We start from the raw sequence: 12710 nt of genomic DNA on the forward strand, positions 1-12710 counted from the left end.
GTGGTGGCGGGATGTATAAGTATAGGGTTCAACGGCCGCCGATGACGCCGATATAATCCGAGACCCAGCGATAGTAGGGCACACAAGTGTCCTGGCTTTCGCAGGAAGACACCGGAGTGGTCCAGAACTTGATCCGTTCGAAATCATCCATGCCGTTGATTGTGCAACCCTCGGCAGTTTGCATGCCCCGCCCGTCAGTGCAGGCCGTCGGCACAGCGGGGTTTGCCCCGAACCAGACGGAAAGGTCGGACTGCAAATTAGACGCCAGCGAATGCTCCATCCACATATAGCTGCAGTTCGGGTTTTCAGCATCTGCGTGCATCATCGTGGAATCGGCCCAGCCGGTCGCGCCTTCCTGAGGGATTGTCGATGCCACCGGTGCGTTATCGCCCTTCAGCAGATTGACCTGAAACGGCCATGTGCCCGACGCCGCCATACCTTCATTCTTGAAGTCGTCAATCTGGATAAAGGCGTCATGCCAATAACGGCCCACCAGCTTGCGCTGCACGCGCAACAGATCAAGTGCAGCGGCATATTGGTCCTCGTTCAACTCGTAAGGTGAGGTAATGCCAAGTTCCGGCTGGTTGTGCATCAGATAGTTCGCTGCATCGGCGATATGGATCGGGCCGTCATAGGCCTGCACGCGGCCCTCATTCGGCTTGCCGTCCGGCAGGTCCATCGGCTTGAACACCACATCCCAACTGGTTGGCGCTTCGTCAAAAACCTCGGTCGAATACATCAGTACGTTCGGCCCCCACATATAGGGCACGCCGTAATGGGTGCCGTCCACGAAGTGCCATGGCGCTTCTTTCAGGCGGTCGTCTACGGTGGACCAGCTTGGGATCAGGTCAATATTGATCGGCTGAACCCGTTTGCCCGCCACCATACGAAGCGATGCGTCACCCGAGGCGGTGACAAGATCAAAACCACCTTCATTCATCAGCGCGACCATTTCATCGCTGGTATTGGCGTTCTTGATGTTGACCTTGCAGCCGGTCTTTTCTTCAAAACCGGTGATCCAGTCAAATGACGGGTTGGTTTCGCCGCGCTCAAGATAGCCGGGCCACGCCACGATATTGACCTGACCTTCGGCTTCGCCCAGTTCCGTTAACATTGTCTGCGCCGACGCTTGACCCGCGAGCGTCAGAGCCAGCACCATTGCTGTGCCTGAATTTAAGACCGTTTTCATTGATGATCTCCCCTATGAACGTATCCGGCATTTTTTGCCTAACTTTCACAAAGAGTGCGGCAGGCCCGCGCCCATCACAAATTCTAAATTTAGAAATCCCCTATCGGATTTTCCGATAACGGGCGCGGGTGGCCCCTAATCAAGTTTATAGGCTTGGGCGACCGCCACAAACTCTCGCGCTGCAGCGGATAACTTTGAACCTTTACGCCAGACAAGACCCACTTGCACAACGGGCAAAGAGCCTGAAACATCACGCGCCTCGATCCGGTCGCCTTCCAGCGACCAAGGCCGGTAAACAAGATCGGGCAACAAGGCAACGCCCGCACCGGTCGCCACCAAAGAGCGCACGGCTTCGACCGAACGGGTTCTGAATGCCACCTTCGGTTGGGTTCCAAGAACCGACAGCAGGCTGACGGTTTCCTGCTCCATCTCGTCGATATTGAGGATAATTAGCGGCTCGTCCTTTAAATCGGACAGCCTGATACTGTCTTGATTGGACAACGGATGCCCCATCGGCATCCAAAGCCGGTAGGGCGAGACGTCCAGTGTCTCGGCGTGCAATGCATGGCGGTCGGTCACCCGCGTGGTCATCATGACCGCGACATCCATCTCACCGCCAATCAACAAATGTTCAAGATATTCGCTGGATTCCTCGATCGCGCTGATTTCCACCTTTGGATTGGCCCGCCGGTACTTTGCCAGAAGATCAGAAATGACATAGCCGGCAACAAGCGAGGTCAGCCCCAGATGCAACTGGCCTTTTGCAGTCTGCCCTTCGTCCTCAAACGCGCGCCGCGCGCCCGAAACCTCTGCGAGGATCGTCGTCGCGTGCCGCAAGAACTGATGCCCCCTGTGGGTAATGCGAAGTCCGCGCGAATGGCGGTCGAACAGCGCGACACCCAAGTCAGCTTCAAGAAACTTGATCGCCTCGGTTACAGCACTTTGAGAGATATTGAGCGAATGCGCAGCCGCGCTGACGGATCCGTATTCAGCCACAGCAACAAAGTAGTTCAATTGACGGATGGTGAAGGACACGGGAGCAGCCCATTGTTAGGTGTTGACTTGCAGCCTATCGAGCAAACTCGAGCAACTCAACTTGCTCAAGAGCAACCAGATTTTAGCGTCACTGTCTTGGGTCTTGGTCTGATACCGTTGCCTGTTGTTTATAACAGGAGGTTTATGCAGGGCATGAAAATGCGGGAGCCTGCAGCTTCACCCTTCGTTGCGCACTTAATGCCTTGGCCGAAGAGTTCGGGAAGTTAGATTTGCCTTCTTCGACCGGGTCTTTCGCCTGATGCTGTCTATCGTCTTTGATGACGGACTGTGGATCATTCTGGCAAACTCGCAAAAGCATTGGGCAGCCGATCTCGATAAAACCATAGATCATGACACATCTCCTTTGATCCGGCGGGCTGGTTGCCCGCCGTGTATTTTATACATTTGATCGGCGTTGATGATGTGACCGCCCCCCCGACGGCAACAATGCCCGATTGGTGGCGGGCTTTGTATTGATCGATGGCGACCTCGAAGAATTGCCGGACTCTGCAAGCCAGGCCCGAGAACCGCGTATTCGTTGTTGAGGCAGATGGCGGGCAAAGTGGCCGTCGCGTCAAGATTCCTGCCGGTATTCTGGCAATGTATGGTCGACCGCGCTTTGATTACGGTTATGTTGGCGCGCTCCAACCGGAGATGAACGGCCGGTGCATTCCAGTTAATCACGGCAAGATGTTGGGCGGGTCTTCGTCGATGAACTTGATGCTCAATATTTGTGGTGCCCCGCAGGATTATGATGATTGGCGGGATCTTGGTTGCGAGTTTCTTTCGTTACCGGGAATAGCTGTAGCGAGCATTGCCACTGTACCGCTGGCACCCAGAAGTGCGAAAACGTCAAGGGACGGCACCTGCAGATCGAGAACTGCGATTGCCAGCGCACTACCGGCGATCCCCGCACTCGCTGCGACAAGGGCCGCCAGTCCGACACGCGGCCAACGCGCCCGTGGAACCGGCAGGAACGTCCAGATGACCGCCGCGATCAGAGCAGGGAAGAGCCCGAGAAATAGGTGGCAATGACCGGATCGGTCTCGAAACCGACTTGCCGCAGCGTAGCGCCGATTTTGCGATTTCTGCTGGCCCAAGCCGCGTACGATGAACCGGCAAATGGCGGCTTCCGGGTTCACTGAAGACGTGACATTGTTCAAGAACACTCAAAAACCCGATGTCGCGCAGCCAAGTTGAGGAACCCTAAATGCCCATTTCTGAGAACGTAAAGAATGCCATCATTGATGCAGTTGAAAAGGGATTTGCGGACCAAATTGAATTTACCAAGACGCTGGTGCGCTTTCCGTCGACCCGCGGGAACGAGCACGAGATCGTTAAATTCATTACCGAAGAGCTCGTGCAGCGCGGCTATGAAATAGATCAGTTCGACATTGATCGTACAGCGATCGAAGGACATGAGGGCGGCGGCAAATTCAGCTCTGAACATTCAACCGCACCGATCGTGGTGGGCACGCACCAACCTCGGCACGAGGTGGGGCGCACTCTGATCCTGCAATCCCACGTGGACGTGGTACCTTCCGGACCGGAAGATATGTGGAGCCATCCGCCCTTCGAACCGCATGTGAAGGACGGCTGGCTCTATGGGCGTGGCGGTGCGGACATGAAAGCGGGACAAGCCCAGATTTTCTTCGCGATGGACGCTCTTTCGCGGGCGGGGTTTGTCCCCGCTGCCCGGGTGCATCTGCAAACCGTCGTTGAAGAGGAATCGACCGGCAATGGCGCGCTTATGACTTATCTGAGGGGGTATGATGCCGATGCGGTACTAATCCCCGAGCCTGAGGAAGAAATGTTGGTGCGCGCCAATGTGGGCACGCTCTGGTTCCAGGTCGAGGTGCGGGGAATGCCGGTCCATGTACGTGAGATGGGCAGCGGAGCCAATGCAATTGATGCCGCCTACCGAGTGATTGGCGCCTTGCGGGGCCTTGAAGACGCCTGGAATGCGGAAAAGGCGGATCACCGGTTTTTCGAGGATGTTGAGCACCCGATCAACCTCAATATCGGCAAGATCGAAGGCGGGGACTGGGCGTCTTCGGTGCCGTCATGGTGCCGTGTCGATTGCCGTGTCGCCATCTATCCGGGCATGAAGGCCGTGGATGCCGCGCGCCAGATCAAAGACACGATCAGCGCCTTTGCCGCAAAGGACGCGTATCTGTCGGAATCCTCGCCAATTGTTACTTTCAACGGGTTCTTCTCCGAAGGCTACATTCTTGAACCCGGTTCTGATGCCGAGACGATTTTGGGCCGCGCCCACCGCGCCGCAACGGGTGAGAACCTGCAAAGCTTCGTGACACCGGGGTATCTCGATTGCAGGGTCTACCAGCTCTACAATCAGATACCGTCGCTCTGTTATGGACCGGTCTCTGAAAACATTCACGGCGTCGATGAAAGAGTGAGTGTGGAATCCATACGGCGCACGACAATTGCGATGGCGCTCTTCATTGCCGAATGGTGTGGAGTGGAGGCGATCGGGCGTTAGACTGCCCCCGTTGCTCCAAGCAATCAGGTTTCAACATTTTGAGTTGTGGTAAGAACCTGGTTTCACCACCTGCACAAAGCTCTGGAGGGCCGTTCAGCAAGCGGTCCAGAATGGCGCGGGTGCGGCAACGGTCCGGTTCGAGCCAATGTTGGCCGTTGCTCCGACGTCAGCTAGGTTCTGTTCGCAGTAAATTGAAATGCCAAATTGAACGATGTAGCCACAATCATTCTCGGAGTGTCTGCCTTGATCGGTGAAGGTGGTTTTGTCTATTTTACACTAGTACCACAAGTCAGTTATAGCTTTCCTCCGTTCTACGAAAAAGTGCCCATGGAGGACGGACTCAGGCTCGTATCATCCTTGGGATTCGTTATCATGGCTACTTTGGTTGTAGCCGTCTTTGTGAACTATCTATTTTTCCTTTTTGGCGTTGCCTCAACATGGCGGGCAGTACGAGTGAGACGCGTTGTCAAAGTGCCGACAAGGGGGCCGCTCCCTTGGCTACTGAATCCTCTGACTTCTGTTGAGCCGTATAAAATGTCCGCTGACGATACTTCATGCCTAACACTCCATCTTTCCAAAAAGACTAAAGTGTTGCAGCGACCCGTTGAAAACATACCCGCCAACCGGATTTTGGTATAGATCGCACCAAAAGTCCGTTTCCGGCCCGATGTGCACTGGGCAGGCCGGCTTTGTCCCGCCCGACCTTTCAGGCCGGACGGGGTTTGTCACCATCGGGCGGCGGGTTTGTCTGCGGCTACGCGGCTGGCTTATCGTCTTCCAGATAATAGCGGATGTTGTCCTCGAAGGACGCATCGGCCTCCAGCCCCAAGGCTTCGGCCTTGTCCGCGTGAATGTCCCAGCGCCAGCCTGACACGATAGCCTGCACTTCGGGTTGCGCCTCCCAGCGGATCAGTTTGGCGGGTTCGGGGCCGACGACGGCGGTCATGGCCGCGATCACCTGATCTATCGACCAGACCTTGCCCGGCATTTGCATCGCGCGGTTTTCACCGATGGCGATGGCGTCCAGTTCTGCGCCCTTTACCAGATTTTCGGCGCATTTGCGCGGGCTGAGGTAGTAGTGCAGGAAATCACCGTCGACGGGGCACACGGCCTCTTGGCCGTTCAGGGGTTCACGCAGGATCGACGACATGAACGACGACGCGGCGCGGTTCGGTTTGCCCGGACGCACCGAGATGGTCGGCAGACGGAAGGCGCGTCCGTCAACAAAGCCTTTGCGGGAGTAGTCGTTTATCAGGATTTCCCCGATGGCCTTTTGTCCGCCGTAGGAGGTTTGCGGATTGGGATAGGTGTGATCGCCCAGCGGGTTCTGCGCCTCGCCTCCGTAGACCGCGATGGAAGAGGTGAAGACCACGACCGGCTTGGTGCCCAAGCTGCGGCAGCGTTCCAGCACGTTGTAGGTGCCGAACAGGTTGATCTGCATCCCCGCGTCAAAGTCCTCTTCGGCGTGGGCCGATACGATGGCCGCCAGCAGATAGATCACGTCGGTGTCTTTGGTCACGACCTGCGCCACCGATGCCGCATCCGCGATGTCGCAGCGGGTGGTTTGCACTGTGAAGGGTGCGTTGACGGGGGCCGGGTCGACCACATCGGCCAGCACCATGCGGCTGATCGGCGCGCCGCGCAGGCTGCCTTTGGCGGCCAGTTGTGCCGCCAGTTTCTGGCCCACGACACCGCCGCCGCCTATGATAAGAATGTTCATCTCTCTGCCTCTTTTCTGTTCGTCTCAGTGGTCCTGCGGCAGCATTTTGCCGGGATTCAGTATGTTCTTGGGGTCAAAGGCCATCTTGATCCGGCGCATCCAGTCCAGCGCGGGCCCGTGTTCGGCGGCCATGTATTTCTGTTTGCCCAGCCCCACGCCATGTTCGCCGCTGACGGTGCCACCCAGTCGCAGGGCGGTTTCGGCCAGCGCGCGGGTAAATTTTTCCGCGCGCGCCATTTCGTCCGCGTCGTCAGGATCAACGCTGATGCCCGCGTGGAAATTTCCGTCGCCGACATGGCCGACGATGGTGCTGGTTAAGCCAAGGGCGACCGCATCGTTCTGCGCCTGTACCACAGCCTCGGCCAGTTGCGAGATCGGCACGCAGACGTCCGTGGGCCAGATGTGTTTGCCCTTGCCCAATGCCGCCGAGGCGTAATGCGCCTTGTGACGCATCGCCCAGAGGGCTGTGCGTTCTTCGGTGCTGGTCGCTTGTTGCCAGCCCTGAGCGCCGAATTCATCAGCGATGTCGCGAAAGCCTTGGGCCTGTTCGGCGGTGCCTGCGGCGGTGCCGTGGAATTCCAGAAACAGGTGCGGTTTTTCGGGTAGGCCTGCGGCGGCATATTGGTTGAAACCGCGCACCATCATATGGTCCAACAGTTCGATCCGCGCCATCGGCAGGCCCGACTGGATCGTCAGGATCACGCAGTTGACCGCATCGGCCACACTGTCAAAGCGGCAGATCGCGGCCAGCGTGCTTTCGGGCAGGCCGTGCAGGCGCAGGGTCAATTCGGTGATGATGCCCAGCGTGCCTTCAGAGCCAACCAGAAGGTGCGTCAGGTCATAGCCCGTCGAGGATTTGCGCGCCTGCGTGCCGGTGCGGATGATCGTACCATCGGCCATCACCGCCTCAAGCGCCAGCACGTTGTCGCGCATGGTACCATAGCGCACGGCGGTGGTGCCGCTGGCGCGGGTGGCGGTCATGCCGCCCAGCGACGCATCTGCGCCGGGGTCGATGGGAAAAAACAGGCCGGTGTCGCGCAGATGCGCGTTCAGGCCCATGCGGGTCAGGCCCGGCTGGACGGTCACGTTCAGGTCTTGGGGGCGCAGGTCAAGCACGCGGTTCATCCGGTTCATATCAAGGCTGATGCCGCCGTGGACCGGCAGGTGCTGTCCTTCGAGCGAGGTGGCGGCACCGACGGCCACCACGGGGCAATCATGCTGGGCGCAGATGCGGATGATCTGCGCCACATCTTCGGTGGTTTCGGGATAGGCCACCGCATCGGGGGGCGCGTCGGGATAGTAGGTTTCGTTCCGGCCATGCTGGGTGCGGTCGGCTTGAGAGGTGACCAGACGGTCACCCAGCAGCGCGCTTAGGGCAGCTAGGGCAGGGGCGGTCAGGGTTTCGGTCATCGGGATTCTCCGGCAAACAGGGCAAGGGCAACAACACCCAGCATGGCAGCCGCCATCGCATAGTTGATGCGACGTTGGGCGGTGTCGGACAGGTTCAAACGGTGCAGGCTGGCCCCTGCCCAGAGCCATCCCAGATGGATCGGTATCCAGAATGCATTGACGATCAGCAGTTTGGTCAGTGTTTCAAACAGCAGGCTGTCGGGCGCATAGGGGAAGCCCGCGAAAAGCGTGGTGTTCACGGCATAGGCCTTGGGGTTGATCGCCTGCAACAGGATACCCGCGCCGATGCCCGGTGCGGTGGCGGCGGCGATAAAGGCGACCTTGCTGCCCGCAAAGGCGATGCGGGCGGCCAGATACAGCAGATACAGGATCGACGCGCCCATCAGCACCCAGCGGACCACAGGCACGGCCAAAATCACCGCCGCCAGCCCCGAGATCACGCCGAAGGCCACGATGTTGGTGCCGATGAACAGACCCGAAAGATAGCGGAGCCCCGCGCGAAAGCCGTGGCCCGCACCGATGCCTGCGGTGGACAGCACACCGGGGCCGGGGGTGATCAGCAAAAAGAACACGGCCAGTGCAAAGACGATCATGCGTCAGCCACCGGATGCACGTACACCGCCAACCGTTTGGCGTGCGTTCCGGCCAGCCGCAGATCACGGGCGGCCTGTGCAAAGATGGGTTGGGGCATGGCGGGCCTTTCGGTGGGTTCTTGTAACCGGACAGGAATGGTATACCATTTCATCAAATGCGGATTCCGGCGGGGTGTCAATGGCACCAGACCGCCATCAACGGGAGGAATTATGGAACTGTTCGATCTAGGCGGGCGTACGGCGCTGGTCACAGGGGCCTCGATGGGCATCGGGGCGGCGCTGGCGCGCGGTCTGGCCGAAGCGGGCGCGCGCGTGGTGCTGAACGCACGCAACGCCGAACGGCTGGAGGAGGCGGCGCAAGGGCTGCGTGATGCGGGGCACGCGGTGGACACGCTGGCCTTTGACGTGACAGACGCGGATGCGGTGCGCGCGGCGATCGACGGCTATGTGCAGACGCGACCGATCGACATTCTGGTGAACAATGCGGGGATGCAGCACCGTGGCCCGCTGGAGGACTTCGAGATCGAAGCCTTTGACCGGTTGATGCGCACCAATGTGAATTCGGCGTTTTATGTGGGGCAAGCCACGGCGCGGCACATGATCGCCCAAGGCCACGGGCGGATCATCAACATCGCTTCGGTGCAGACCGCTTTGGCGCGGCCGGGCATCGCGCCCTATACCGCGTCCAAGGGCGCGATTGCCAATCTGACCAAGGGCATGGCGACCGACTGGGCGCGTCACGGGCTGAACTGCAACGCCATCGCGCCGGGCTATTTCGAAACACCGCTGAACGCGGCGCTGGTGGCAGACCCTGCCTTTACCGAATGGCTGGAAAAACGCACCCCCGCAGGCCGCTGGGGGCGGGTTGAAGAACTGGTGGGGGCGGCGATATTCCTGTCGTCGAAAGCATCGAGCTTCGTCAACGGGCAGACCATTTTCGTAGATGGCGGCATTACCGCCAGTCTGTAATTTCACAAAAGGACCAAAACATGAGCAAGAGCAATATCGGTTTCATCGGCGTCGGCTTTATGGGCCACGGCATGGCGAAGAACCTGCTGCAAAAGGGCTATCCGCTGTGGGTCAAGGGCAACCGCAACCGCACGCCGGTGGAGGATCTGGTGGGCATGGGCGCGCACGAGGCCGCAAGCCCGCGCGAGATGGCGCAGACCTGTGACATGATTCATCTGTGCCTGTCGAATTCCGAACAGGTCGAGGCGGCGTTTCGCGGCCCCGACGGTATTCTGGCAGGTGCGCGCGCAGGGTTGATCGTGATCGACACCACCACGGCCGATCCGACATCGACGGCGGTATTGGCCGAAGAACTGGCCCAGACCGGTGGCACGCTGGTCGATGCGCCGCTGGGCCGCACGCCCAAAGAGGCCGAAGCCGGCACGCTGGACGCGATGGTGGGCTGTGACGAGGCCACGTTTGACAAGATCAAGCCGGTGCTGGACTGCTGGGCGGGCAATATCACCCACGTCGGCGGCACGGGGGCAGGCCACAAGATGAAGCTGCTGATGAATTTCATCTCGATGGGCTATGCTTCGCTTTATGCCGAGGCCACGGTGCTGGGGGCCAGCGTTGGCATTCCACCCGCCAAGCTGCGCGACGTGATCGGGTCGTCACGTCTGGCGAACGGGTTTTTCGACACGTTCATGACCTATGCGGTGGACCGCGAGGAATTGCACAAATTCACAATCTCGAACGCCGCCAAAGACCTGCGCTATGTCCATGCGATGGCGGACGGTGCGGGGATCATGACGGTGATGGCGGCGGCGGCGAAACAGTATTTCGCCCACGTCGAGGCCAGCGGGAACGGGCAGGATTATGTACCCAAGATCACCGACCATGTTGCGGCGCTGAACGGGATGGACATGGAGCAAGAGGCGCGGAAAGGGCGGGGCTGAGGGCACAGGCTGAACACTTGCAGGTGCTTTTGTCGGGCTGGTGGTGGATTTGTTTCCAGGGGCTTTGGGAACGCAAACCACCGCTTGGGTCGGATGGTGCCTGTTAAACCTGACAAAAAGTGTCAGATGACGGCTTGGAGGTCTAATCTATCTCCTTCAGAAAGTGCAGCACCGCGTCGTTCAGGGCTGTGGGTGCGTCCTCATGAATAATGTGGGATGCTCCTTGGACGACCAGCCTGCGCGCGTTGGAAAGGCGTTGTGACAGATCATCAATCAATAGGGGAAAAACTCTGGGGCTCTCGGAACCAGACACGAGGAGAACGGGCATGGAGACCTGTGCCAATTCGATCGCCCTGAGATCGGGAAAGCCATCGTAGATTGCTATTGCACGATCTGGACCGCGGTTGTCCCAGACCTGTTTGTAACGCTCGGCGGAAAGGGAGACGAACCTGCGATTGCCCAAAACTCCCCGACCGAAGAGTTCAACTGCTTTTTTGTCATTCCCATTGCGAAAGGCTTTTTCTGCGGGTGCCAGCGCTCCTATGCCAAGCTTGGCTATCGCTACGGCCAGTTTTGGAGAGCGGAAAAGCAGGCCGATCATCTGACTGAACTTTGGTGGAACGTTGACATGCATCGAAACCGTCGGCGGCTCTATCAGCACAAGGCTACGCACCAGGGTCGGCCGGTCGACCGCTAGAAGAAGTGCAATCAGTGCGCCCCAAGAATGCCCCACGATATGCGCCGGGTCGGCGTCGCGCGCCTTGATCAATGCTGCGAGGTCATCGACATGGGTTTGGATCGGGTCCGGTGCATCAGATGGGATCGTGGCGTTGGGACAGTGGTATCGCCGACTGTAAGTGATTGCGCGAAAAGTTTCCGCAAACGGCCCCACCTGATTGGCCCATGTGCGCAGGTCCGAGACTCCACCATGTACAAACACAACAGGCGCCCCTTCGCCGGCCTCGTGGACAGCGAGACTGGTTTGATTGACGTTCGTTGACTCTGCGGGTTCAAAGCTGGGCATGAAGTAAGCGTACATCAAAATCGCCAATCTTTATACGGCCGCTACGCACCGCATCCCTGACATCCGCCCAAGCTGCGCGGAACGTGCATCGGCAAAAAGGACGGCACCCGTCAGGGGTCAGTCCACCATCACCGCTGTGCCGTCGGCCAGCATCTGTGCGATGGCGGGCATGTCTGCGCCGCCTGCCTTAACCTTGGCTTCAAGCGTTATTTCCGCCTCTTTCACGGCTTCGAGTGCGGCGATCACCGCGTCGATTTGCGCATGGGGCACGACCACCACGCCGTTGCTGTCGCCCACCAGAATGTCGCCACTGTTGACCATCTGGCCGCCCACGACCGCGCCAAAACCCACATAGCCCGGACCGTTCGAGAAGGGCGAATTCGGGTTCAGCCCTGCGCACCACGCGGGCAGGCCGACCTCTTCGATCCCTTCAAGGTCGCGCATCGCGCCGTCGGTGACGAAACCGGCGGCCCCCTTGTTGTTCAGCATCCCCATGAACTGGTCCCCCGCCGCCGAGCATTGGGTGCATCCGCGCACCGCCGAGACGATGAAATCGCCTGCCTGCATGACATGCAGCGCACCCATCGTGGCCAGAATCTCTTCGGGACCGTTGTCGGCCACCAGTGCTGTGCCGACAGCATGAGCGGGTAAATTGGGGCTGAGCGGTGCGATTTCGGTGGCCAGCGCGCTGCGTCCTTGCATCGCGTCACAGATGAACCCCGTGGGCACGTCGCGAAAGGCGCGGATCTGCGCGGATGTGGGGCGGGCAAAGCCGGTGCGGATGGTCAGGCGGGGTGGTTCGTGGATCATTGGGAATCCTCAACGGCAGGGTGGGTGCGCGCAAACAGGCGCACATAGGTCAGGGCGTTGGCGCGCGCCAGACAGCGTTCTTTTTGCAGGGCAATTTGCGGGCCGCTCAGGTCCGATGCAGCCTTGGCCAGTGCTTCGATCCGGTCGCATTGCACCATCGCACCGATAACATCGTATCTGGCTTCGATGCGCGCCACGGTGGTGTCCGTGGTGTCGGGCAGCATGTCCATCCGTTTGCCAATGGCCGCCCCCCATTGCGCGCGGTTTTCGGCGAAACAGGAGGTGCTGACGACGGGCGTTTCCTGTGCATTGTCCATGCAGGCCGCATCCGGGGCATCCAGACACAGCGTGGGGTCGGTGCCATTTTGCATGGCTTTGGCAAGGCAGGCCTCGGCCCCTTGGACTTGTCCCCAAAGGGGGCTGCAGAGCGCGGCAAATGTTACCGCGCAGATCAGAGTTTTCATTGGTATGGCCTTTGCTGTGCATTCCGCTTGCAAATGGTATACCAAGTTGACAACTTGC

The 12710-nt window shown here is 59.3% G+C and carries 13 protein-coding genes; 4 read left to right on the forward strand and 9 right to left on the reverse strand.

Annotated features, from left to right (window positions below; translation table 11 throughout):
• Positions 1-28 precede the first annotated feature (28 nt).
• The 3 genes from SULPSESMR1_RS06680 to SULPSESMR1_RS06690 form a co-directional block, all read right to left on the reverse strand.
• Positions 29-1189 carry an ABC transporter substrate-binding protein gene (locus SULPSESMR1_RS06680; protein WP_089420119.1) on the reverse strand — a complete coding sequence of 387 codons (1161 nt, stop codon included), beginning with the start codon at positions 1187-1189 and terminating at the stop codon, positions 29-31.
• 135 nt (positions 1190-1324) lie between these two features.
• Entirely contained in the window at positions 1325-2224 is a 900-nt protein-coding gene (locus tag SULPSESMR1_RS06685; RefSeq protein ID WP_089420120.1) for a LysR family transcriptional regulator, read from the reverse strand.
• A gap of 142 nt (positions 2225-2366) precedes the next feature.
• On the reverse strand, positions 2367-2576 hold the full coding sequence (locus tag SULPSESMR1_RS06690) for a hypothetical protein (RefSeq protein ID WP_089420121.1): 210 nt from the start codon (positions 2574-2576) through the stop codon (positions 2367-2369).
• Between the two features lie 338 nt (positions 2577-2914).
• Here SULPSESMR1_RS06690 and SULPSESMR1_RS25810 point away from each other — a divergent pair, with 338 nt between their 5' ends.
• Complete coding sequence (locus SULPSESMR1_RS25810) at positions 2915-3259, forward strand: hypothetical protein (RefSeq protein WP_349813526.1); 345 nt, start codon at positions 2915-2917, stop codon at positions 3257-3259.
• A 175-nt stretch (positions 3260-3434) separates the two neighbouring features.
• Positions 3435-4724, forward strand: a complete 1290-nt coding sequence (locus tag SULPSESMR1_RS06700; RefSeq protein ID WP_089420123.1) for an ArgE/DapE family deacylase — start codon at positions 3435-3437, stop codon at positions 4722-4724.
• Positions 4725-5478: 754 nt separating this feature from the next.
• Here SULPSESMR1_RS06700 and denD read toward each other — a convergent pair.
• Genes denD through SULPSESMR1_RS06715 form a run of 3 tightly spaced genes read right to left on the reverse strand, consistent with a single transcriptional unit; the run spans position 5479 to position 8447 of the window.
• The gene (gene denD / locus SULPSESMR1_RS06705) at positions 5479-6444 is read right to left on the reverse strand and encodes a D-erythronate dehydrogenase (RefSeq protein ID WP_089420124.1); all 966 of its coding nucleotides are present in this window, start codon (positions 6442-6444) and stop codon (positions 5479-5481) included.
• 24 nt (positions 6445-6468) lie between these two features.
• Complete coding sequence (locus SULPSESMR1_RS06710; protein WP_089420125.1) at positions 6469-7854, reverse strand: FAD-binding oxidoreductase; 1386 nt, start codon at positions 7852-7854, stop codon at positions 6469-6471.
• Entirely contained in the window at positions 7851-8447 is a 597-nt protein-coding gene (locus SULPSESMR1_RS06715) for a LysE family translocator (protein WP_089420126.1), read from the reverse strand. The genes SULPSESMR1_RS06710 and SULPSESMR1_RS06715 overlap by 4 nt, the downstream gene beginning before the upstream one ends.
• Before the next feature lie 210 nt (positions 8448-8657).
• Between SULPSESMR1_RS06715 and SULPSESMR1_RS06720 the strand changes: the two genes are divergently transcribed.
• Together SULPSESMR1_RS06720 and SULPSESMR1_RS06725 are read left to right on the forward strand one after the other, a co-directional pair.
• Positions 8658-9416, forward strand: a complete 759-nt coding sequence (locus SULPSESMR1_RS06720) for an SDR family oxidoreductase (protein WP_089420127.1) — start codon at positions 8658-8660, stop codon at positions 9414-9416.
• Positions 9417-9436: 20 nt separating this feature from the next.
• A complete protein-coding gene (locus SULPSESMR1_RS06725; protein WP_089420128.1) occupies positions 9437-10354 on the forward strand; it encodes an NAD(P)-dependent oxidoreductase in 918 nt (305 codons plus the stop codon).
• Between the two features lie 142 nt (positions 10355-10496).
• Here the strand turns inward: SULPSESMR1_RS06725 and SULPSESMR1_RS06730 are convergent, their stop codons facing one another.
• From SULPSESMR1_RS06730 to SULPSESMR1_RS06740, 3 genes are all read right to left on the reverse strand, one after another.
• Positions 10497-11393, reverse strand: a complete 897-nt coding sequence (locus tag SULPSESMR1_RS06730; protein ID WP_089420129.1) for an alpha/beta fold hydrolase — start codon at positions 11391-11393, stop codon at positions 10497-10499.
• A 102-nt stretch (positions 11394-11495) separates the two neighbouring features.
• Complete coding sequence (locus tag SULPSESMR1_RS06735; protein ID WP_089420130.1) at positions 11496-12188, reverse strand: RraA family protein; 693 nt, start codon at positions 12186-12188, stop codon at positions 11496-11498.
• Positions 12185-12652 (reverse strand): hypothetical protein, encoded by a 468-nt coding sequence (locus SULPSESMR1_RS06740; protein ID WP_089420131.1) that lies wholly within the window; start codon positions 12650-12652, stop codon positions 12185-12187. Before SULPSESMR1_RS06740 ends, SULPSESMR1_RS06735 begins: the two co-directional genes overlap by 4 nt.
• Positions 12653-12710 lie beyond the last annotated feature (58 nt).

It is taken from the genome of Pseudosulfitobacter pseudonitzschiae, from assembly GCF_002222635.1.
Classification (GTDB): domain Bacteria; phylum Pseudomonadota; class Alphaproteobacteria; order Rhodobacterales; family Rhodobacteraceae; genus Pseudosulfitobacter; species Pseudosulfitobacter pseudonitzschiae_A.

Bases quoted from the DNA above. Each gene is read 5' to 3' on its own strand.
- SULPSESMR1_RS06690 (WP_089420121.1), bottom strand. From the start codon at position 2,576: ATGATCTATGGTTTTATCGAGATCGGCTGCCCAATGCTTTTGCGAGTT.
- SULPSESMR1_RS06730 (WP_089420129.1), bottom strand. From the start codon at position 11,393: ATGTACGCTTACTTCATGCCCAGCTTTGAACCCGCAGAGTCAACGAAC.
- SULPSESMR1_RS06725 (WP_089420128.1), top strand. From the start codon at position 9,437: ATGAGCAAGAGCAATATCGGTTTCATCGGCGTCGGCTTTATGGGCCAC.
- SULPSESMR1_RS25810 (WP_349813526.1), top strand. From the start codon at position 2,915: ATGTTGGGCGGGTCTTCGTCGATGAACTTGATGCTCAATATTTGTGGT.
- denD (WP_089420124.1), bottom strand. From the start codon at position 6,444: ATGAACATTCTTATCATAGGCGGCGGCGGTGTCGTGGGCCAGAAACTG.
- SULPSESMR1_RS06700 (WP_089420123.1), top strand. From the start codon at position 3,435: ATGCCCATTTCTGAGAACGTAAAGAATGCCATCATTGATGCAGTTGAA.
- SULPSESMR1_RS06720 (WP_089420127.1), top strand. From the start codon at position 8,658: ATGGAACTGTTCGATCTAGGCGGGCGTACGGCGCTGGTCACAGGGGCC.
- SULPSESMR1_RS06680 (WP_089420119.1), bottom strand. From the start codon at position 1,189: ATGAAAACGGTCTTAAATTCAGGCACAGCAATGGTGCTGGCTCTGACG.
- SULPSESMR1_RS06715 (WP_089420126.1), bottom strand. From the start codon at position 8,447: ATGATCGTCTTTGCACTGGCCGTGTTCTTTTTGCTGATCACCCCCGGC.
- SULPSESMR1_RS06710 (WP_089420125.1), bottom strand. From the start codon at position 7,854: ATGACCGAAACCCTGACCGCCCCTGCCCTAGCTGCCCTAAGCGCGCTG.
- SULPSESMR1_RS06735 (WP_089420130.1), bottom strand. From the start codon at position 12,188: ATGATCCACGAACCACCCCGCCTGACCATCCGCACCGGCTTTGCCCGC.
- SULPSESMR1_RS06740 (WP_089420131.1), bottom strand. From the start codon at position 12,652: ATGAAAACTCTGATCTGCGCGGTAACATTTGCCGCGCTCTGCAGCCCC.